The organism is Neobacillus sp. Fa239, from assembly GCF_055395235.1.
The window spans coordinates 1334195-1356824 of sequence record NZ_AP041611.1 but is presented as its reverse complement, the minus strand read 5'-3'; the positions used below and the strand labels follow the sequence as shown (position 1 = coordinate 1356824).

Below are 22630 nucleotides of genomic sequence, written 5' to 3'. Positions count from 1 at the left end.
TTTTCTTTATAGTTTACCATGAATATAGAAAATGGTCACCGCGTACAAGCCAGATTAAACATTGACTTCTTCAGCACTTATTTCTTCGGCTCCTTTATATCTAACTAAAATGACATCCTGGCCGATTTTAATAATATTTTTCCATGGAATGACAATATCTTGATCTTTTCCGAAAAAGCCTAAAACCCTGCCGCTCCCAGAAATAACAACAGCTTCTATTTTTCCGGTAGTTAAATTAATTTCGATATCTCCAATATTACCAAGCCTTTTCCCATCAGAAACATTCACTACATCTTTTATTTGAAAATCAGAAATTTTCATCATCATTTCTCACTCCCAGCTTCTTTACTATTGAAAATATATGATTGCAAAAAGGAATTTATCTTAAAAAGAAAAAATAAAGCTGCCCAAAGGACAGCCTTAATTTTGAATATTTTTATTCATTTGTCTGATTGCCGCTTTTTCTAAACGGGAAACCTGTGCTTGAGATATGCCGATTTCATCAGCCACTTCCATCTGGGTTTTGCCTTGGAAAAACCGTTTACGCAATATTAATTTTTCACGCTCATTCAATCTGCGCATGCCTTCTTTTAAGGCGATTTCCTCAATCCAATGGATATCCTTATTTCGCTCATCACTTAATTGGTCCATAACATAAATCGGGTCGCCGCCATCATTATAAATGGGCTCAAATAGGGAAACAGGATCTTGTATTGCATCAAGTGCAAAAACGATCTCTTCATGCGGAACCTCCAAAACCTTGGCAATCTCTTCGGCTGTTGGTTCCCGGGAGGTTTCACTCATTAAGCGTTCCCTCACTTGAAGAGCCTTATATGCAATATCCCTTAATGATCTGGAAACACGAATTGGGTTATTATCACGTAAATACCGACGAATTTCCCCTATAATCATTGGTACGGCATACGTGGAAAACTTTACGTTTTGACTTAAATCAAAGTTATCAATCGATTTCATTAGTCCGATACAGCCTACTTGAAACAGATCATCAACAAATTCGCCTCGGTTGTTAAACCGTTGAATGACACTTAATACGAGTCGTAAATTTCCGTTGACGAGCTTTTCACGTGCAGTTAGATCGCCCTCTTGCATTTGCTTGAAGAGTAATCTCATTTCTTCGTTTTTTAATACAGGAAGTTTTGATGTGTCCACACCGCAAATTTCAACTTTATTTCGAGTCAATCCTTTTCCCTCCTCATAGGAGCTGCTGTACAAAAAACAGTATCTCCTTGGGCAGGAAAAATATGCACCTGCTCTTCCATGCAGCAGGCCGGATATTTGTCGAATAATGCGTTTATTTCACTAAAATATTGGGTTTTTTAGGCAGAAAAATTTTTCTTTTTTCATATAACTAGACCATTTTATTAAATTCTTTCCTCAATCTTTTTATGATCCGTTTTTCTAGCCGCGAAATATAGGACTGGGAAATTCCCAGCATATCTGCCACGTCTTTTTGGGTTTTTTCTTCCCCGTTTGTAAGACCGAAGCGCAGCTCCATAATTTGTTTTTCACGATCTGTCAGCTGATGCAATGCTTTTGTTAAGAGCTTGCGGTCGACATTAGCCTCAAGGTCCTTCGTGATAATATCATCATCTGTGCCTAACACATCTGATAATAATAATTCATTGCCATCCCAATCAATATTTAGAGGTTCATCAAAGGAAACCTCTGAGCGGATTTTATTATTTCTTCTTAAATACATAAGGATTTCGTTTTCAATACATCTCGATGCGTATGTAGCAAGCTTTATTTTCTTCTCAGGATTAAAGGTATTTACGGCTTTGATCAAACCAATGGTACCAATACTGATTAAATCCTCAATGTTAATGCCGGTATTTTCAAATTTCCTTGCGATATAGACAACAAGCCGGAGGTTGCGTTCAATTAATATGGATCTTGCTGCCTTATCTCCGCCGGGAAGTTTTTTCAATAATAATTCTTCTTCATCTTTACTTAAAGGAGGCGGCAATGCTTCGCTTCCGCCAATATAATAAACTTCATCCGTTTTTAAGCCCAATTTTATTAAGATTTTATACCAGTAATAGGATAAGCGAAGTCTCCATTTTTTCATGCAAGTTCCTCCTTCTAAAATATGTTTTTCTGAGTATAGTATTATTAACTTACTTTCACCGTTTCTCCTTGCTGTTTAGGTCCGGTAAGCATTTTGGGATGGACGATACATTGAAACGAATCGTCTGGAGAAAGCTCTTGCATTGTAAAGGATACAAGGCCTTTTTCACATAAGAATTGTTCACCATTTTTTTCAAATAAAATGGAATCGGGTTTGACGGCAACAATTAACTGATGTTCTTGTCCAACTACCTTACAGGGAACAATTCTCAGCCGATTTTGCCATTCAGATGGAAATTCATTCGTTCCCATTATTAATGACTCAGGGTTGTCAGCCATTTGCTTAATTGGATCTGCCATTCCCTCCATTTGATTTTTAATCGAGACAAACATGACCGGAAGCTTTGAAATTGGATCATATAACTGATTTCCACTATCGACCAAACCTTTAAAAGAATAGGTTTCAGTATTAATTTGGAGACTGACATTTACAATTTGATCAAATTGAATTTTTGTCATTTCCATGCCTTCTATATTTTTCTTCGAGAAATGCCACGCTAGAGGGAACCCGATAAAAACAAACAGCCAGCTGATTGGATCACCAAACCCTTTAACACCCGTTATCATAATGGAATCATTTTGAAGAAAAAAATGTGTTCCAATTAGTGCACCGCCTATTAAAAACGTCGAAATATATAGCGTAAATAACGCTTTAATAAAAAAAGACAGCCGCTTATATCCAAATGTTGCAAGGACCATAAATACAGAACAGGCAAGTTTTGACAGGGGATGGCTTGTGTAGTCATGTATGGGGGTAAAGGATAAAAGAATAATCAATGAACCAATAAAGCCCCCTGCAAGTACCCTCCTTATTCGTACCGTTCTTTTTAAAAAGATTGCCGTTAAGTAAAGGAGAAGGCTATCAAAAAGCAGATTAAGAGCCCAGATTACATCTAAATAAACTACCAAACTCCTTCCTCCTTTAATTGGAAATCCAACTATTCTGTTTAAGCAACAGTATATCGTAGTAATGCAGCTGAAGTGTGTCACTTTCTGCAATCAAAAAATTAGAGATTTTCACTATATACAACGGAATTTGTCACATTGATAATTTACTTAACTAGAAAAGGCATGGCCCCATTGGGTCCATGCCTTTTCTAGTAAAAATTGTTTATCTTCTACGATTGCGATTTCTTAAAAAAGTAGGAATATCTAATGCCTCTTCTTGTGTTGAGGTATTCGCACGAGTTGGTTCAGGCTGAACTTCTTCCCGTTTAGGTTCTCTTTTCACATTTCCAACCTGTGGCTTGACCTGATTAAAGGACGGGCGAGTTACTTTTGGTTGCATGACTTCCTCGTTAAAACCGGTTGCAATGACAGTCACGATAATTTCATCCTTTAGATGATCATTGATGACAGATCCGAAAATCATATTTACTTCTTGATCTGACGCCGTAGCAACAATATCAGCAGCTTCTTGAACTTCATATAGGCTTAAATTTGAACCGCCTGTAATGTTCATGAGTACGCCCTGGGCACCGTCAATTGACGTTTCCAATAATGGGGAGCTGATTGCTTTCTTGGCCGCTTCAGCCGCACGATTTTCACCAGAAGCGATACCAATTCCCATTAATGCTGATCCTTTATTGGACATGATGGTTTTAACATCAGCGAAATCAAGGTTGATTAATCCCGGAACAGCGATTAGATCAGATATACCCTGAACCCCTTGGCGAAGAACATTGTCTGCCTCGCGGAATGCTTCAAGCATCGGTGTGCTTTTATCGACGATTTCCAGCAGTCGGTCGTTTGGAATAACGATGAGGGTATCGACCGCTTCCTTCATTGCAGCGATTCCACCGGATGCTTGTGTAGAGCGCTTCTTTCCCTCAAAAGTAAAAGGTCTTGTCACAACCCCTACCGTTAAAGCCCCTAATTCACGAGCAATTTGGGCGATAACTGGTGCTGCTCCAGTCCCCGTTCCCCCGCCCATTCCAGCGGTAACGAAGACCATATCTGCACCTCTAAGTGCTTCTTCTAATTGTTCTTTACTTTCTTCAGCGGCTTTCTTTCCAACTTCAGGATTGGCCCCTGCTCCAAGACCGCGGGTTAATTTACCGCCAATTTGCATTTTAATTTCTGCTTTAGAGAGGTTTAACGCCTGTGCGTCCGTATTGACGGCGATAAATTCCACCCCTTGTACACCGTGCTCAATCATGCGGTTGACGGCATTGTTACCACCACCGCCGACACCGATTACTTTTATGGTAGCAAGAGAATCTAAATTGGTATCAAACTCTAACATGACAAATCCTCCTAATTCGTCGATAGACTTTTCGGTTTACTTACTCGAAAAAGTAACCAAGGAATTTTTTTACTTTTGATGACATCTTATCTTCCGGATGTTTTTCTACTTTAGGTTGTTTTGGCTGCTGCTGCTGTTGTTGTTGTTGATGTTGTTTTGGCATCTTCTTTTCGATTGGCTCAGAAACTGGTGCCGCTGCACTCACAGTTCCTCCTGGCAATCTAGCATTCTTGTAGGCATACTTGATTAAACCAACCGCAGTAGTATATTGAGGTTCTCTTACTCCAATATAATCAGGTACCGCAATGCGAACTCTGTTTTGGAGAATCACTTGCGCAAGGTCAAGGACCCCTTGCATATTGGCGATTCCACCGGTTAAAACATAACCGCCTGGCAAATCATTCAAGCCTTTTCGTTTCATTTCATTTAATACCAATTCAAAAATTTCCTCTAACCTCGCTTCAATAATATCGGAAATTTCCAGCTGGTTAAATTGTTGATGCTGGTCGCTGCCAATAATCGGAACGCTGAATACTTCATCTTCTGATGCGTCATCATAAAAGGCATGTCCATATTTTACTTTTATTTTTTCAGCATCCTCCGTTGATGTGCGTAACCCAATCGAAAGGTCTTTCGTAATATGTTCGCCGCCAACAGGAATCACACAAGTTTCTTTTAAGTAGCCTTGGTCGAAAACAGCTAGTGTGGTAGAACCACCGCCAAGGTCAATGAGAGCAACCCCCAGATTCTTCTCATCTTTGGATAGGGCAAATTCCCCTGCTGCCATTGGCTGAAGGGCAATATCTAAAATATCAAGCCCTGCCCGCTCCACGCATCGAAGTGTATTATGAAGGATGGTTTTCGACCCTGTGATGATTGTTCCTTCCATTTCCAATCGGACGCCAATCATGCCGCGAGGATCATTAATTTCATCAAGACCATCGACAATAAACTGCTTGGAAACCACGCCAATAATTTCACGTTCAGGCGGAATTGAAACGACTTGTGCCGCATCAATTACACGAATAACATCCTCATTGGTAATTTCACGATTAGGGCTTGAAACGGCAACAACACCATGACATGGCTGCAGCATTACATGATTTCCGGTAATTCCGACAATCACTTGCCTAATCTCCATCCCAATCATTCTTTCTGCCTGCTCAATCGCTTTTTTAATAGAATGAACTGTTTCGTCTATATCTACAATGGATCCTTTTCGTAATCCTTCAGATTTAACATTCCCAACACCAATTATATTTAATGTGTCATTGACCATTTCACCAATGATAACTTTTACACTGGATGTACCGATGTCAAGACTTACATATATTTCATTGCTGTTCATTCTTTGGCACCTCCTTTTTTCATTCCTTAAGTCGAACAACAATTTAATTTTGTTCAAAAAAAGTCTCACATTACATATTTTATTAAATTATTCGTCACAACTAATTGATTCCCTTTAAAAATATTCAATTTTTTTCTATTTTTTCTTTGTTTCTTGACCATTTCGTCAATAAAATACGTCTTATGACAGCAATATTTTGAAACAATCTTACACCAAAGGCAAATATGGCTGCTAAATACAAGTCTACACCAAGATGCACGCCTAGAAAAGCTAAACTTGCTGCCAGAAGAATATTGAAAAAAAATCCCGAAACAAATACCTTTTCGTCGTAAATATTTTGCAAATGTGCACGGATACCGCCAAATAATGTATCGAGTGCAGCTAACACGGCTATCGATAAATAATTCGCATAATCTTCAGGTACTCGAATATCGGTTAATAAGCCGAGAAAAACCCCAATTAATAGTCCCAGAACCGGAAGCCACATGATCAATTGCCCCCTTCATTGCCATTTACCGGCTCTAAATATTGAATCTGAATTGGGTTTTCATACGCTGGAACCGCAATCGATTGGGAAGGTGCTCCTACAGTCAGCCTCAAATCGTCAAGATAGAACTCCTCAATCGATTTTGAGACCTTCATCCGATTAAATAACTTTTCCGCCGTGCTCATATTATCTACCGTAGCCTTAATTTCAATGGGAAAGCTTTGAATGGTATGCCCATCAATTTTTGTGTCACCATTAATATCCCGGATTACCGTTGTATTAATAATTCTTTGTCCATCGATTGATACATACTTTGCTTCGTACATATTTAATTCATTTAATAATCTTTTTAAAAGGTCCGGTGAGATAACTTTTGTTACAGGCGCTCCCAATTTTATTTCTTCTAATGCGGGTTCAATTTTAAGGATAATACCAGGTTTGATGATTTCTGTTGTCCCAGCTTCGATCTTTAATTCATTTAAAGTATCCTTTAAAGCTTGTTCCTTACTTTGTCTTCGCTTCGATTCATAAGCCGTTATTTTTTCCTCGTTTGAACGAATTTCTTTTAAAAGGTTCGTCTGTAATTCCTTTTCCTTCAATAGGGCATCGCGCAGCTGCCAAATATCACGTGTATCCCGTTCAGCAGGCTTTTTAACGGTTTGAAACTGAATGGCCATCATAAATCCAATTACTAATGCAACCAGGGTAAAGCTTAGCTTCTTTTTTAGCTTGTCCACTCTATTCACCTTACCTTTTAGTATTCTAGTCGTGGACACTTTTAACTTCCTATAATTGGATTTAAAATAATTTGATCTTCTTTTTCAAGGGAAAATACAATATTGTCATTTACGAGCTGGTCCTTTACTCCTCCTGTAAGATTGATTGCAGCAGCAAGAACATCCGGATCGCCGATTGCCGTGATTACAAAGGGAGCAGGGTGCTGCACACCATCTACGGTAATAACAGGACCATTACAATTGATATAAGAATGACTTGTTAACCTTTGACCATTAATCGCAATTGCGGCGGCTCCTGAAATATAGAGCTCGTTTACCACTTTAAAAATATGAATCTCGTGAACTAGATAATTGTTTACATCCGCGGCATTGGGATCATAGGCACCATCTGTAAGGGTAATTTTAACCCCTTTCCCTTTCACTTTAACCTTCCCTAAGAACATCCTGTATTTCTCAGCATCTTCAGCTAAATTAAAAAAACTTTGTGTTTCTTTTGAAAGGTCTTTTTCATTTTCCAGAACCATTTCCTGTGTTTGATTTAATTCTTTTTGAAGCTTGCTGTTTGTTTCCTCCTGGGCATTCAATTGGTTGCGCAAATCAAGCGTCTTTTCATATTGCTTATCCGATAGCTTGCTATGTTGCTGATTTTCTTTCTGCGTCATATGATAGGAAAAAGCAATCATATATCCAAGCACGAGACAAACAAGGGATAAAATGACATGCTTCCCTTTGACTTGTATTTTTTTCAACTTCATTATCCTCCACTCAATGATCAAACGCCTTGAAATAGGACCCGACTTCTAAATCAATAATTCCTTTTTGGTTGGGGTTTAACTGGCTGATAATAGCAGGGTAATGAACCATTTTTTCTGAAAAACTTCTTAATGAAGCACTTACTTCGAAACCATCATTCATAAATAAAGAAATATGATACGGGTCGTTTTTTTCAGGAGTATAATGAATTTCAGAGATGGAATTTACTATTTCAGCTGGAAGATTTTCAAGTCCAGTCACCATTTCATTAAGAACGGAGCCTTCTACAAAATCAAAGAGAATAGGAGAATTGCTTGGAATATCTGTTGTGATTCCACTTTTAATAATTTTCCCGTTTTCCATAACAGGATAAAAGGATGCATTTTTTTCAAGAAAGGCAATTCTTTTATGTTCTTTAACATTGATTAAAATTGTGTTCGGCCAGGTTATCTTAACATTTACTTGTTTGATTTCGGATAAAGATTGTAATTTAGCTGAAACTTCTTTGCCTTTTACCTTCCATATGTTTGTCTTATCGGAAAGTCCGGTCATTTTGATTATTTCAGCCGTAGAATACATTTCATTTCCTTTTACGATGATCCTCCTTACATGGCTTAAAGGGGATTGTACATAGCCGATAGCAGCAATTATGGTAAAAAACAAGAAAAGAAGAAAAATCAGCCTTCGATTAGCTTTTCGCTTTCTTTGCTCTTTTAATTTCGGTATCCGGTCCTCCAGAGCAACAATTTTACTTTTATCCATAAATTCCCTCCAAAGAGCATCTGCTGCGCCATTAGGACTACACGAAGCTTGTCCAGGGAAGGACGGGTCCGTGTCTCCTAGAGATACCTCGAAAAGAGAAACAACGGCACGAATAATCATGCCGTCATTCAATTTCTTCAGCTTTTATACCTTATTTATGATTAATAATTATACCACAATATTTGTCATTCAGACGAGAATTTCTTCTTATTTACGACCGATTATTTCTACTTCTGTTTCCATTTCCACTTGATATAATTGGAAAATAATATCCTTTACATGTTGAATTAATGCAAGCACATCACCTGCAGTTGCATTTCCAGCATTTACAATAAAATTCCCGTGCATTTCTGAAATTTTTGCACCGCCAATACTGTAGCCCTTTAGACCTGCTGCCTCAATCAGTTTGCCTGCATAATTTGGCAGAGGATTGCGGAAGATACTGCCCGCACAAGGGAAATTCCAGGGCTGGGTTTCTTTGCGATAATCTTTATTTTTTTGCATTTGTGATACGATAGAGGCTTTTTCTCCTTCATCAAGCTTAAATTCAGCCTCGACAACAATTCCCGGCCTTTTTTTCTGCAAGACAGAGGTCCGATAGGTGAATTCCATTTCTTCATTCGAAAGCCATTCCATTTTTCCGTTCTCAAATAAAATCAGCGCACGGGTTAATATTTTGCTAATATCAGACCCGTGTGCTCCTGCATTCATATATACAGCTCCGCCAACTGAACCGGGAATACCGCTCGCAAACTCCAGTCCGGATAATCCCATTTTGCTTATTTTCGTTGCTAAGCTCACAAGCGAATAGCCTCCGCCCACCGTAATTTCCGTTCCGTTAACGGAAAGTTTCTCAAGGCCTGAGCCTAGTTTGATTACTGCACCTTCAATTCCCTTATCCGATACCAATAGATTGGAACCTCTCCCTATCGCCCGCCATGGCAGATTCGTTTTTTGGATCACGTCCATCACTTTTATCAGGTTTTCCGTTGATGAAGGTTCGATAAAAAGATCAGCCGGACCGCCAATTTTTATAGTCGTGTGATTGGCAAGTAGTTCATCCTTTTTCACCTTACCCACGTTCATTTCTTGTAATTGAGTCAATAATCCGTCCACCTAGTTCACCTATCTTTCTAAATCCATGTTAGTTCAGTTTATGCGAAAAATAATATTGGTCTACTTTTGATTTTCTTTGACAAGCATTTTCATTAAATCGTACAGTTTATGTGCAGAATCAGGCACACCGATTTTTTTTGCCTTTGTTTTCATTTCCTTTAAATGGTCCTTGTTAAGCAAAATATGGTCAATATGCTCCACAAGGCTTTTGTTATTTAAATTTTTCTCCAATAATACTTGAGCAGCCCCTTGCTCACTAAGGGATCTCGCATTTTTCTCTTGATGGTTATTGGTTACGTAAGGACTTGGAATTAGAATGCTTGGGATACCGAGTGAAGTAATTTCCGCTAAGGTAGTCGCACCTGCTCTTGAAACAACCAGATCAACGCCTGCTAGAACTTCCGGCATATTATGCAAAAATGGCTTAATCACCACATTGCGCGGGTTCCCAACTAATTCTACTTCTTTTTTTACATCTTCAAAATGGACGTCACCTGTAATATACAAAATTTGATACGATTTTCCACCCAAATCCGATAAAGCCTTAACCACAGCCTCATTAATTGGTTTCGCACCGCGGCTGCCGCCAAATATTAACACTGTCGGCTGCGTCGTGCTTAAACCAACCGAAATCCGGCCGCGGATCCCGTCTTTTCCAATGACCTCAGAGGCCCGCGGGTTTCCTGTAAATACTACCTTTTCCTCAGGGAAATATTGCTTTGCTTCATGAAAACAAATGGCAATTCTTTTGACATAACGGCTCAAAAATTTATTGGTAAGACCCGGTACACTGTTTTGCTCATGAATGATCGTTGGAATATTCAGCTTTGCGGCCGCATACACAACAGGTCCACAAACATATCCTCCAGTCCCAATGACAATGTCAGGTTTAAATTCTCTTAGGATTCTTTTGCTATCCTTTACACCTTTAAGAAAACGATAAATGGTTTTAATATTTTCAAAGGAAAGCTTCCTTCTGAATCCGGTAATATGTATGGATTGAAAAGGAATGCCTTCTCGTGGAACAAGACTGCTTTCAAGTCCGTTTTTTGTGCCAATATATAAAAATTCCGCATCTTTTGCTTCCTTTTGGATTTCACGAATAAGGGCAAGAGCAGGATATATATGTCCACCTGTCCCTCCGCCGCTAATGACTATTTTCATATCTCCACCTCTTAACAATTTAACACTTACACCATTCTACTATAAAAACAAAGAAAAGAAAGGAATTGAAAAAAGAATGTTATCGAAATGTAAAAAACCCTGCTTGATCACAGGGTTTGATTTTAATATCTTGAATATCGGCTAATGTTAAGAAGAACACCGATGGCCATTAACATTAATGTTAATGAGGATCCTCCGTAGCTTAAGAATGGGAGTGTAATCCCTGTCACCGGCATTAGCCCTGTTACTACACCGATATTAATCATCACTTGTATAGCCACCATTGCGATAATCCCTACTGCTAGAAAGCTTCCATATAAATCCGGAGCACCTAATGCGATGCGGATTCCCCGCCATAAAAGAAGGGCAAACAACAATAAAATGAATGAACCGCCGATAAACCCCAATTCTTCTGAGAGAATCGCGAAAATAAAATCAGTTTGCGGTTCCGGTAAGTAGAAAAACTTTTGCCTGCTTTGACCAAGACCAAGCCCAAATAACCCTCCAGGACCAATGGCATATAGGGATTGAATAATTTGAAAGCCGCTCCCCAGAGCATCCGACCACGGGTCCATAAAAGAAGTAATCCGTTTCATTCGATAGGGAGCAGAAATTATTAATCCAACAAACCCGGCAACTCCTAATAATCCAAGGAAAGCAAAGTGGCTGGTACGGGCTCCGGCAACAAAAATCATTACGACACAGGTTCCAATCATTACTGTTCCCGTTCCAAGGTCCGGTTGGAGCATAATCATCGCAAAGGCGATAAAAGCAAGCCCAAGGGATGGAATCAGCCCTTTTTTAAAGGAGGTAATTAATTTCTGCCGTTCAGATAAGAATTTAGCCAAAAAAGCAATCATCGCCAATTTCATAAATTCTGATGGTTGTATCGAAAAAGCGCCTACACCTATCCAGCTTCGAGATCCATTTCGAACATTGCCAATTCCGGGAATTAACACAAGAACCAACAAAACAAAACAAACAATTAAGATCGTTTTTGCCCATGTTCTCCATGTCCAGTAGTTGACGTTCATAATGAAAAACATCGCTGCAATCCCAATCCCTGCAAAAAGGGATTGTCTCTTTGCAAAAAAGAAGGGATCGTGGAATTTATATTCGGCCCATACAGCACTAGCGCTGTACACCATGATTAGCCCAATTGCCAGCAGCGTGAAGGTCACGATCATCAAAATAAAATCAGGAGTTGTTTTTTTTGTCGGCACCACTATACACCTCAACTACGTGTTTTAGGGCTAAGCGGTAATTTAAAAAATGTTTAGCTCGAGCGCTGTGCAGTAAACGTACTTCACTTAACAAGCGCTTTTAGCTTTTCTTTGGACAAGCCCTTACTTAAGCATATGCACTGCCTCGATAAAAATGTCTCCCCTGACTTCAAAAGTTTTATATTGATCCCAGCTTGCGCATGCAGGAGACAACAAAATAACATCGCCCGGTTCAGATAATTGATAGGCCTCAGGTACTGCCTTTCCAACATTATCGACACGCTTTAGTTTATTTATTCCTGCTTCCTTTGCAACCCGTTCTATTTTTGGAGCTGTCTGTCCGAATGAAATTAATGCCTTAACATTTTTCAAATAAGGAATAAGCTCATCAAATTCATTTCCGCGGTCGAGCCCACCTGCCAATAAGATGATTGGCGCGTCAAATGCAGATAGGGCATTGACTGTTGCTAAAATATTCGTAGCTTTAGAATCATTATAAAATTTTCGGTTATTCATTTCTGCAACAAATTGAAGACGATGCTTTACACCTGTAAACGTTCTAAGAACTTCACCGATTGCTGAATTTTCGACACCAACCAGCTTTGCAGCGGCCATCGCCGATAAAATATTCTCAAGATTATGTACGCCCGGTAAAGCGATATTCTCAAGCGGCACTACTTTTTCGCCATTAAAGCAAATCCATTCATCCTGTACATAGGCCCCTTCTTGAAGTACTGTCTTCGTTGAAAAAGGAATGATCTTTGCTTTGGAATGACGCGCAATTTCCATCGTCTCTTCCTGATCATAATTAACGATTAAGAAATCATTCTCAGTTTGATTTTGAGTGATTTTCGCCTTTGCTTTTATATATTCCTGTCTTGTGCCGTGATAATCCAAATGGGCATCATAAATATTGGTAATAATCGCGATTTTAGGGTTAAACGAGTTAATACCCATTAACTGAAATGAAGATAATTCTATCACGATCGTATTTTCTTTCGTTGCAGTTTGGGCAACTCCAGATGCAACAGTACCGATGTTTCCTGCTATTAACGGCTGTTTATTTCCTTGGTTTAACATTTCATATGCAAGGGTCGTTGTAGTCGTTTTCCCATTCGTTCCCGTTATGGCGACAAACGGCGCTTCAGATATTTGATAGCTCAGCTCCACTTCGGTTATAACGGGAATTCCTCTTTCAAGCGCTCCCTCAATGATTGGATTGGTATAAGGAATACCCGGGTTTTTTACAATCAGTTCAAACCCCTCATCCAATAGCTCAATCGGGTGTTCACCACAAATTACTTTTATACCCTCTTCTAATAATCCTTGAGCCTCTGGATTTTCCTCCAGCGGCTTTTTATCATTTACGGTCACAAAAGCACCAAGCTTATGTAGAAGAGCAGCAGCAGTTACCCCGCTTTTAGCCAGCCCGAGAACAAGAATCTTCTTATGACAATACGTATCAATCTGTTTCAATTACAACCACACCTCGATATAGATTCCTAGAATCGCTAGAATTAGACCAACACTCCAAAAAGTGACCACAACCCGCCATTCTGACCATCCTGCTAATTCATAATGATGATGCAATGGACTCATTCGAAAAATTCGTTTCCCTGTTGTTTTAAAGGAAATGACCTGAAGAATAACGGATAGTGTTTCAATCACGAAAACTCCGCCAATAATGATTAGCAATATCTCAAGCTTAGTTAATATCGCAATCGCAGCAATGGCTCCGCCAAGTGCAAGAGATCCTGTGTCACCCATGAATACCTTTGCCGGATGGGCGTTAAAGACTAAAAAGCCTAGAACAGCCCCAACGATTGCCACTGAGAAAATCGCAATTTCCACTTGCGATTGGTTCCAAGCAAGAACGGCATAGGCTCCAAAAGCAATCGCAGCCGTACCGGATACGAGCCCATCTAATCCATCCGTCAAGTTAACTGCATTTGAAAATCCAACAAGCCAGAAAATGATGAATAATAGATAAAACCAGCCTAAATCAAAGGAAAATCCGCTATATGGAACCGTAATTTCAGTCGGGAACCCATTCTGTTTATAAATGAAATAAAAAATAACAGAGATAATAATTTGTCCTAGCAGCTTTTGTTTTGATGTTAAGCCTAAATTCCTTTTCAAGGCAACTTTGATAAAGTCATCAAGGAAACCAAGGAGACCAAAGCCAAATGTGACAAGGATCAACAAATAGGTTTTCACAGTTGGTGCAGAAAATTTCCCAGTCATGACCAATGTGGTAATGATAATGGAAAACAATATCATGATTCCACCCATCGTTGGTGTTCCTGTTTTCTTTTGGTGGGATTCCGGCCCTTCCTCACGAATGCTTTGTCCAAATTTTAACCTTCTTAAGAAGGGAATAAAAAGGGGAGAAAGCAGGACTGAGATTAGAAACGACATTAAAATAGTGAAAAAAATAACTTGCTCCAGCATTTTATCCCCTCCTTTCTATTTGAGCATTCATACTGGCAGCCGCTGCTTTTGTTACCATCGCGTCAATATCATATGTTTCATTATTTTTGGTATGAAGTTTTTTTGTTAAAAAATCAAATTTAGTAATATTCATTGTCTTATTTGTTTCTCCATCTAATTTTTCTAAGTATCGTTGTAGGATGTTTCCTACTGCTTCTGCCGGGTCATCTGTCAAAAATAGCGGGAATTGATTAGGAGTATACGATGGAACAATTAAATTTTTATTCCAAATCGCCGCAATCGCCCCATTCGCAAGTGCTTGTTTGAGCTCGCCGGATTCTTTTGATAACGGAACAAAGATTCCTTTCTTTAAAGGCGCATTGGCATTATCACTTAACGTATAAAATAATAAGTTTTCATCGATTGTGCCTTTCCTATCCGGAATCAGATTGGCTATATCATTGAAAGCTAAATACATTACTCTCTCCCCTTAATTGCCTCTCGAGCGATAAGCCGGTCATCGAAATCATATACGTTTTGGCCAATAATCTGATAGGTTTCATGCCCTTTCCCCGCAATTAAGATAACATCATCTGCTCCTGCTTGCCCGACAGCCGTTATAATTGCTTGCCTTCTATCAGGTATAACTAAATAATTTTGTCCTTGAACACCGGAGGTCATCTCATTTAAAATCGCCAACGGATCTTCACTTCTTGGATTATCAGAAGTAAAGATCGGGTTGGTCGCAAATCGGCATGCAATTTGCGCCATCAATGGCCTTTTTGTCCGATCGCGGTCACCTCCACAACCAACAATGACAAAAATTTTGCGTTTAGCAAATTGCCGTATAGTTGTTAATACATTTTCCAAACTATCCGGTGTATGGGCATAATCCACGATAACGGTGAAATCCTGCCCGGCATTAACCAGCTCGAATCGTCCAGCCACACCATGAATTCCTTCAATCGATTTGATAATCTTATTAATTGGTACCCCAGATACTAGAGCCGCCGGAATACTTGCCAAAACATTATAGACATTAAATTTGCCTAATAACTGAATACTAATAGGATAGCATACCTTATCAATCATTAAATCAAAGGTTGTACCTAAAGATGTCATTTGTATGTTTACAGCTCGGATATCTGCTTCATGATCGATTCCATATGTAATTACATGTGCTGCAGTTGATTTTTCAAATAAAGCCATTGATGGTTCGTCAGCATTCAGAATGGCAAATTTCGGTCTATTTTTATCAAAAGAATTACCAAGCTGGGAGAACAATAAACTTTTGGCTCGCTGGTATTCATCCATTGTTTGATGGTAATCGAGATGATCTTGGGTTAAGTTTGTAAATATGGCGATATCATAATCACAGCCATGTACTCTCCCCATATCAAGGGCATGGGATGAAACTTCCATAACAGCCAGGTCAATTCCTGATTCCACCATCCGCCCAAAATTCTTTTGCAATGTTAAGCTATCTGGAGTGGTATTTTTGGTTTCAATGATTTCATCACCGATTTTTGTATACATTGTCCCAATAAGACCTGTCTTATAGCCTGTTTCAGCAAAAATCTTTTCGATTAAATGACTGGTGGTCGTTTTTCCATTCGTTCCCGTGATCCCGATTAACTTCAGTTTTTTTGTGGGCTGCGAGTAAAATGCGTCGGACAAAACAGCCATCGCCCTAAAGGTATCCTTTACTATAATAACAGGTACGTCAAGTGGCAGATTTTTTTCAGCGAGGATGGCAGCAGCACCATTTTTTACCGCATCCAAGGCAAAATCATGGCCGTCCACTGTATAGCCTTTTATACAAATAAAAAGACTGCCTTTTTGAACCTTCCGGCTATCATTTTCCAGCGACGTAATTTCTGGATTTGCTCCCGAGAACGGGATGAATGAATGCAAGTGTTCAAGTAACCTTTGTAGCTTCATCTTCTCTCAAATCCTCTCATGACCTTTCATACATTATGGATTTTCTATCGGGCCAAGAATGTATCGCAAAAGTCTGCTGAAGAAAGTTTCACTTTATTTTACATAAAAATAACACCGACTTCTATTTTACCATCATTGCCAGAGAAAAAATAGGCGGCGGAAAACTGTTTCCCACCGCCAATTCCCATTACAATATAAGTTATTCACCCTCGCCATAATAAAGTCTTATTTTTGATCCTTCTTTTAACTTCGATCCAGGCTCAGGGGATTGCCTTACTACTACATCCCCATCACCGCTTGAATCAATTTGTAGATTTAACAGCTGCTCACTGATTTCCTCTTTTGTTAATCCTGTTAAATCCGGCAGTGTTATTAACGGCGTATCCAACCAGGTTTTTTTCTTTTCAATTTGATTTTTTCTTGGCGGTACCCCCATGGACATAAGTCCATCCTTAATGATACTTCCTACAATTGGGGCGGTAACCGTACCCCCGAATTGCACTGTTCCTTTTGGATTATCGACAGCCACATAAACAATAATTTGTGGGTCATCGGCTGGTGCGAAGCCGATAAAGGATACAATAAAATTGTTCTCTAAATAATGTCCATTTTGAGCTTTTTGGGCAGTCCCTGTTTTTCCGCCGACGCGATAGCCATCGATAAATGCTTTTCCACCAGTACCTTGTGCTACAACACTTTCGAGCGCTTTCCGCATTTCTGCTGAAGTTTTTTCAGATATTACTCTTCTTTTTTCTTCAGGAGTGTTTCTCATGACGACTTCCTGGGTGACAGGATCAATTAATTCCTTGGCAATATAAGGCTTATACAGGATTCCGCCATTTATCGCAGCTGAAACAGCTGTTATTTGTTGAATCGGAGTTACCGATACTCCCTGCCCAAACGCTGTCGTTGCTAATTCCACCGGTCCGACCCGATTTAAATTAAATAAAATTCCTGTTCCTTCTCCTTGTAAATCGATTCCAGTTTTTTGCCCAAAACCGAAATTGCGAATATATTGGAATAATTTATCTTTGCCTAATCGTTCTCCTAAGGCTACAAAACCAGGGTTACAGGAGTTTTGGACTACCTGCAAAAATGTTTCACTCCCGTGGCCGCCCCTTTTCCAGCATTTTAACCTCGCCCCCGCAACCGTTACATAACCAGGGTCATGAAATTGTTCCTTTTCTAAGTTTACTTTTCCTTCGTTTAAAGCTGCAGCTAATGTGATAATTTTGAAAGTAGAACCCGGTTCATACGTAGACCAAACTGGAAGGTTTCGATTGTACACTTCTTGTGGAACATTTCTAAAATTAGTTGGGTCAAAGGTAGGACGGCTGGACATCGCTAATACTTCCCCATCATTCGGATTCATGGCGATCGCAACAATTCCATCAGGATGATATTTAGCCTCGGCTATATCCAATTCCCTTTCAACAATCGTTTGGATTTTAGTATCGATTGTTAATTTCAAATCAAGACCACTTGTTGGCTGATTATAATCATCCGGCATATTATTCATTCGCGATCCTTTGGCAGTGGCGTAAAATTTAACGGCTCCTCGCTTACCGCTAAGCTCTTTATCGTAATATTTTTCCAAGCCCATTAAACCCTGGTTGTCGATCCCGGCAAAGCCAAGTACGTGGGAAAGATAGCTCCCAAACGGATAATATCGCTTCGAGTCTTCACCGATATAAATACCATCAAGTCCCAAAGCCCTGATTTCCTTTGCCTTCTCATGGGAAATTTTCCTTCCCTCTTTAATTCGAACTATGGATTGCCCCTGGGTGATTTCCCTGTAGGCTGTTTCTTTAGACATTTTTAACACGGAAGCCAATTTCTCTGCTTCTCCAGCCGGGTCTTTGACCTGCCTCGGTACAACCCAAACTGTTGGCGCACTAATGTTTGTTGCCAAGGCAACGCCATTCCTGTCCACAATTTCACCACGTTCAGGTTCAAATGGAATATTTCGGCTCCATGAATCCATTGCACGATTGGTCAGCATATCGCCCAGAAAGAACTGTACATACCCCAGCCGGACATCAATAATGAAAAAAATAAGAATTCCTACGAACAGTGCAATCATTAACCGTTTACGGACAGTTACATTGGAAACTCGCATATTATTGGACGATCCTCCTTTAAGTGGTCGTTCCATTTATATGCTTGTACAAATTTAATTAGAACGAAGAAAAAGAGGCTTCATCAGCCTCTTCATTAATCCTTCACGTCATTCTGAGAATTATCGTTCTTTGATGGAGATGATTTATTTTTAGCCTGTTCCTCCGGTGTTTGCAGCTGAATGATTAAATCATCCTGACTTCTTAGACTTCCTCCAAGCCCAATGCTCTGTTTCACGACAAAACCGCTGCCGCTTATATGAAGCTTTAAATCGGTCAGCTTTACTACCTTCATGACATCACGAAGGGACCAGCCGGTCATGTCGGGCGCTAAAGCTTCTCCGTCCGTCTGAATGATTACTTTCTCTCCATCGATAATGGATGTCCCTGGTAAAGGGAGCTGGGCGGTTACCTTAGTACCTTTTCCGATTACAACTGGATTAAAGCCTTCCTCAGTCAATGTTTTCACAGTATCCTTAACTGATTGACCAGAGAAATCTGATATTTCCTCCGCAGTCGGTTTATCCTGCTTGGCAGGCTGGACATTTAAGTATTGTAAACTATTTTTCATGACAGGATCGAAAATTTCTGAAACCGGTATTGATCCCAATTCATAATTATCAATGTTTGGCTGTTGGACTGCAATATACACAATTAATTTCGGATCATTTTTAGGAGCCATTCCTAAAAATGAAAAAATATAATCCGAAGGGCCTGTTAAATAACCGTTTGGCCCAGGTATATTGGCCGTTCCTGTTTTACCAGCCACATCATAGCCAGGAATTTTGTACCGATGACCCGTCCCATTTTTTGAGGTAACGACCGTTTCTAAGTAATCTCGGACCTTTTTAGCTGTTTCATCGGTAATAGGTGTCGAGACGACATTCGGCTGAACATCTTTTATTATTTTTCCAGTATCATGGTCTACAATTCTATCAACAATATGCGGCTGCATCATTTTTCCGCCATTAGCCACTGCAGTTGCTGCCTGGATTTGCTGGATTGGTGTGATGGCTGTTCCTTGACCGAAAGCCGTAGTCGCTTTTTCAATCGGATAATTAAACATTATTTTCCCCGAAGTTTCATTCGGAAGTTCAATTCCTGTTGGTTTGTCAAAACCGAATTTAGTTAAGTACTGACGGTAGCGGTCAAAGCCCAATTTTTCATTGGCAATTTTTGCAAACGCTACATTGGATGAACGTTGGACTCCCTCTAGATAGGAAATCGTTCCCCAGCCTACATAATTATGGTCATGAATATAAGGAGCCTTTGGTGCAACCTGATAAGAACCAGATTTATAGAGCTCATTTGGATTAAACACATTTTCATTTACTGCAGCGGAAAGCGTAAATACTTTCATTGTTGAGCCAGGTTCATAAGAATCCTCAATCGCTTCATTATGCCAGCTGTCAGTGATTCCATCTTTCGTTTTAGGGTCAAAGGTTGGCCGTTGACCCATCGCTAATATTTTTCCCGTTTTCGGATCGGCAACAATACCAATAATTTTTTTCGGCTTATATTCCTCCGCAACATTATTCATTGCATCCTCTAAAAACGTTTGAATCTTTTTATCAATAGTTAAATAAACATCGTTTCCATCTTTTGCGGGAGTTATTTTTTCTTTTTTATCTGGAAGCAAATATCCCCATAAATCACTTTCATAATTCAAGCTTCCATTTTTACCGGTTAAGTAGGAATTTAACGACTTCTCAATTCCCATTTCTCCAACGTTTTTCTCCGGGTCAGTGTAACCGATGACATGGGAGGCAAATACCCCATTTGGATAAAAGCGTTTTGTATCACGAATAAAAGTGATACCAGGCAGCTTCAATTTTTCAATTGCCGATTTGGTTTGCAGAGAAATATCCCGCCCTGCCTTGCCAAATTCAACCTGAAACTCCTTTTTTGTTAATCGACTATAAATCTCAGATTCATCCATTTTTATATATTTTGCCAATTCCATCGCCGTCTTTTGTGGGTCGACAACATTTTGTGGATCTTTTGGATTTACGGTCATTTTCTTGCTGAGAATGGCAACCAGTGAATAGGAGGCAGTATCCTCTGCGATAATTTCACCGTTGCGGTCATAGATATTGCCTCGGACCGCGTCAATTGTCCCCACTCTTGTATATTTTTGCTTCGCCTTAGCCGCAAGCACCTGACCGTCGACTTCTCCGGAAATCTCGATCGAAAAATACCTAAAAATTAATACAAAAAAGAGCAGTCCGAATATCACAAATAATATCGCTGCTCCGAAATTCATATAGGGCTGTTTTCTAATCATTTCGCTGGCACAACCTTGATGTTATTTGGATTTAATGAAAGTCCCATTTTCTTGGCTTTTGCCTCAATACGGCTATATTGACTAAGTTCACTTACTTGAACCTTTAAGTCATTAATTTCCTTCTTTTGTGCTTCAATCGAGGAACCAGTTTCTTGGATTCCCTTATTTACCTCATAAATTTGAGATTGAGTTGAAATGATATGAACGGCACCAAAACAAACCATTCCGGCAAACATCATACCAATTATTTTCTCTCCTGGAGTAAGCCAGTGCTTTTTGATTTTTACTGTACTTGTGTTTTGGATTGTTACTTTTTCCTGTTGCTGTTGTTGTTCCTGAATATTCCTGGCAAGATTACTCAAACCTGACCCCTCCAATTAGTTTTTCATAATTTTTCTGCTATACGCAGTTTGGCAGAACGAGCGCGGTTATTGGCCGCTAATTCCTCTTCAGATGGAAGAATCGGTTTACGTGAGATTAATTTTAATTTTGGTTTAAATTCGTCAGGGATGATTGGCAGACCATGTGGCAAATTAGGGGTTTCACTTTCCTTTTTAAAAGTCGCCTTACAAATTCGATCCTCCAGAGAATGAAACGTAATCACACTAATTCGACCACCGGTATTTAACATTTCAATTGCCTGAATTAGTGATTGCTCAAAAACAGATAATTCGTCATTCACGGCAATTCTAACTGCTTGAAAAATTCGTTTGGCCGGATGTCCACCTTTTCTTCGGGCAGGCGCGGGGATTGCTTCCTTAATTAAGTCGACTAATTCTGCCGTCGTTTCAATTGGTTTTGATGCGCGGGCCGCTTCAATCTTTCGAGCAATTTGCTTGGAGAATTTCTCTTCACCATACCTAAAAAATATTTTCACTAATTCTTCATATGACCAGTGATTAATCACTTCGTAAGCAGAAACATTGGCGTCATTATCCATTCTCATGTCCAGTGGCGCATCGTGATGATAACTGAATCCTCTCTCGGGTGTGTCTAATTGTGGTGAAGACACTCCAAGATCATATAAAACACCATCGACCTTTTCAATTCCACGTTTGCTTAGCTCGTCCTTCAAATATAGAAAATTACTTTTAATTATGGTTAGTCGATCACCGAAGTCAGCTAATTTTCTTTTAGCATTTGCAATTGCTGTCTCATCCTGATCAAAGGCAAACAGAATTCCGTTCTCCCCAAGTTTCGAGAGAATAAGGGAACTGTGCCCTGCCCCGCCTAATGTACAATCCACATAAATGCCGTCAGGTTTAATATTTAACCCTTCAACCGCTTCGTTTAATAACACTGTTGTATGTTCAAACATCAAAAACCATCCTTTTCCAATCGAACAAATATAATTGATTATCCATATAATTTTTCCACTATATATCAAATCCAATCATATTTTCTGCGATTTCGGCAAAAGATTCTTCAGACTGATCAAAGTAGTCCTCCCAAATCTGTTTACTCCAAATTTCAATTCGATTGGAAACGCCTAAAATCACACATTCTTTTTCTAGTTTCGCATATTGAAGTAGTGGTGCAGGAATATTGATTCTTCCTTGTTTATCCAGTTCGCTTTCCGTAGCACCTGAAAAGAAAAAACGGGTAAATGCACGGGCATCTTTTTTCGTTAATGGCAAACCTTTTAACTTTTCTTCCAAAAGGCTCCACTCTGTTAGCGGGTAACCAAACAAACATTGATCCAAACCTCTTGTGATGATAAACATTTCGCCAAGCTCATCACGAAATTTGGAGGGCACAATTAAACGGCCTTTGATATCAATGCTATGATGGTACTCGCCCATAAACATCCCGTAGCCCCCACTTTCTTTTATTAGAGTACCACATTCCCCCACTTTCCTCCACCTATTTTTAAAA

At 39.5% G+C, this 22630-nt stretch carries 22 protein-coding genes; all 22 read right to left on the bottom strand.

Annotated elements, in window-relative coordinates:
• Nucleotides 1-54 precede the first annotated feature (54 nt).
• Nucleotides 55-324, bottom strand: a complete 270-nt coding sequence (locus tag ACZ5XR_RS06515; protein ID WP_464502240.1) for a YlmC/YmxH family sporulation protein — start codon at nucleotides 322-324, stop codon at nucleotides 55-57.
• Between the two features lie 96 nt (nucleotides 325-420).
• Entirely contained in the window at nucleotides 421-1200 is a 780-nt protein-coding gene (gene sigG, locus ACZ5XR_RS06510) for an RNA polymerase sporulation sigma factor SigG (protein ID WP_464500860.1), read from the bottom strand.
• Nucleotides 1201-1369: 169 nt separating this feature from the next.
• A complete protein-coding gene (sigE, locus tag ACZ5XR_RS06505; protein ID WP_464500859.1) occupies nucleotides 1370-2089 on the bottom strand; it encodes an RNA polymerase sporulation sigma factor SigE in 720 nt (239 codons plus the stop codon).
• A 44-nt stretch (nucleotides 2090-2133) separates the two neighbouring features.
• Nucleotides 2134-3057: a sigma-E processing peptidase SpoIIGA gene (gene spoIIGA / locus ACZ5XR_RS06500; RefSeq protein ID WP_464500858.1), complete on the bottom strand. Its 924-nt coding sequence runs from the start codon at nucleotides 3055-3057 to the stop codon at nucleotides 2134-2136.
• 202 nt (nucleotides 3058-3259) lie between these two features.
• Nucleotides 3260-4393, bottom strand: coding sequence for a cell division protein FtsZ (gene ftsZ, locus ACZ5XR_RS06495; protein ID WP_464500857.1), 1134 nt, complete (start codon nucleotides 4391-4393; stop codon nucleotides 3260-3262).
• Between the two features lie 40 nt (nucleotides 4394-4433).
• On the bottom strand, nucleotides 4434-5741 hold the full coding sequence (gene ftsA, locus ACZ5XR_RS06490) for a cell division protein FtsA (protein WP_464500856.1): 1308 nt from the start codon (nucleotides 5739-5741) through the stop codon (nucleotides 4434-4436).
• Between the two features lie 124 nt (nucleotides 5742-5865).
• Entirely contained in the window at nucleotides 5866-6228 is a 363-nt protein-coding gene (locus ACZ5XR_RS06485) for a small basic family protein (protein ID WP_464500855.1), read from the bottom strand.
• A 2-nt stretch (nucleotides 6229-6230) separates the two neighbouring features.
• Entirely contained in the window at nucleotides 6231-6965 is a 735-nt protein-coding gene (locus tag ACZ5XR_RS06480) for a DUF881 domain-containing protein (RefSeq protein WP_464500854.1), read from the bottom strand.
• A gap of 41 nt (nucleotides 6966-7006) precedes the next feature.
• Entirely contained in the window at nucleotides 7007-7720 is a 714-nt protein-coding gene (locus ACZ5XR_RS06475; RefSeq protein WP_464500853.1) for a DUF881 domain-containing protein, read from the bottom strand.
• Nucleotides 7721-7730: 10 nt separating this feature from the next.
• A complete protein-coding gene (locus ACZ5XR_RS06470; RefSeq protein WP_464500852.1) occupies nucleotides 7731-8480 on the bottom strand; it encodes a cell division protein FtsQ/DivIB in 750 nt (249 codons plus the stop codon).
• 207 nt (nucleotides 8481-8687) lie between these two features.
• Nucleotides 8688-9566, bottom strand: coding sequence for a UDP-N-acetylmuramate dehydrogenase (murB, locus tag ACZ5XR_RS06465; protein ID WP_464502239.1), 879 nt, complete (start codon nucleotides 9564-9566; stop codon nucleotides 8688-8690).
• A gap of 90 nt (nucleotides 9567-9656) precedes the next feature.
• The gene (gene murG / locus ACZ5XR_RS06460) at nucleotides 9657-10760 is read right to left on the bottom strand and encodes an undecaprenyldiphospho-muramoylpentapeptide beta-N-acetylglucosaminyltransferase (protein ID WP_464500851.1); all 1104 of its coding nucleotides are present in this window, start codon (nucleotides 10758-10760) and stop codon (nucleotides 9657-9659) included.
• Nucleotides 10761-10882: 122 nt separating this feature from the next.
• Entirely contained in the window at nucleotides 10883-11983 is a 1101-nt protein-coding gene (spoVE, locus tag ACZ5XR_RS06455; RefSeq protein ID WP_464500850.1) for a stage V sporulation protein E, read from the bottom strand.
• 123 nt (nucleotides 11984-12106) lie between these two features.
• Complete coding sequence (gene murD / locus ACZ5XR_RS06450) at nucleotides 12107-13459, bottom strand: UDP-N-acetylmuramoyl-L-alanine--D-glutamate ligase (RefSeq protein WP_464500849.1); 1353 nt, start codon at nucleotides 13457-13459, stop codon at nucleotides 12107-12109.
• Nucleotides 13460-14434, bottom strand: coding sequence for a phospho-N-acetylmuramoyl-pentapeptide-transferase (gene mraY / locus ACZ5XR_RS06445; RefSeq protein WP_464500848.1), 975 nt, complete (start codon nucleotides 14432-14434; stop codon nucleotides 13460-13462).
• A gap of 1 nt (nucleotide 14435) precedes the next feature.
• Entirely contained in the window at nucleotides 14436-14891 is a 456-nt protein-coding gene (locus ACZ5XR_RS06440; protein ID WP_464500847.1) for a hypothetical protein, read from the bottom strand.
• A complete protein-coding gene (locus ACZ5XR_RS06435) occupies nucleotides 14891-16354 on the bottom strand; it encodes a UDP-N-acetylmuramoyl-L-alanyl-D-glutamate--2,6-diaminopimelate ligase (protein WP_464500846.1) in 1464 nt (487 codons plus the stop codon). Before ACZ5XR_RS06435 ends, ACZ5XR_RS06440 begins: the two co-directional genes overlap by 1 nt.
• A gap of 199 nt (nucleotides 16355-16553) precedes the next feature.
• Nucleotides 16554-18473, bottom strand: coding sequence for a stage V sporulation protein D (locus ACZ5XR_RS06430; protein ID WP_464500845.1), 1920 nt, complete (start codon nucleotides 18471-18473; stop codon nucleotides 16554-16556).
• A 95-nt stretch (nucleotides 18474-18568) separates the two neighbouring features.
• Nucleotides 18569-20755: a penicillin-binding protein gene (locus ACZ5XR_RS06425; protein WP_464500844.1), complete on the bottom strand. Its 2187-nt coding sequence runs from the start codon at nucleotides 20753-20755 to the stop codon at nucleotides 18569-18571.
• A complete protein-coding gene (ftsL, locus tag ACZ5XR_RS06420; RefSeq protein ID WP_464500843.1) occupies nucleotides 20752-21117 on the bottom strand; it encodes a cell division protein FtsL in 366 nt (121 codons plus the stop codon). The genes ACZ5XR_RS06425 and ftsL overlap by 4 nt, the downstream gene beginning before the upstream one ends.
• Nucleotides 21118-21140: 23 nt before the next feature.
• Nucleotides 21141-22073, bottom strand: a complete 933-nt coding sequence (rsmH, locus tag ACZ5XR_RS06415; protein ID WP_464500842.1) for a 16S rRNA (cytosine(1402)-N(4))-methyltransferase RsmH — start codon at nucleotides 22071-22073, stop codon at nucleotides 21141-21143.
• A gap of 58 nt (nucleotides 22074-22131) precedes the next feature.
• A complete protein-coding gene (gene mraZ / locus ACZ5XR_RS06410) occupies nucleotides 22132-22563 on the bottom strand; it encodes a division/cell wall cluster transcriptional repressor MraZ (protein WP_464502238.1) in 432 nt (143 codons plus the stop codon).
• Nucleotides 22564-22630 lie beyond the last annotated feature (67 nt).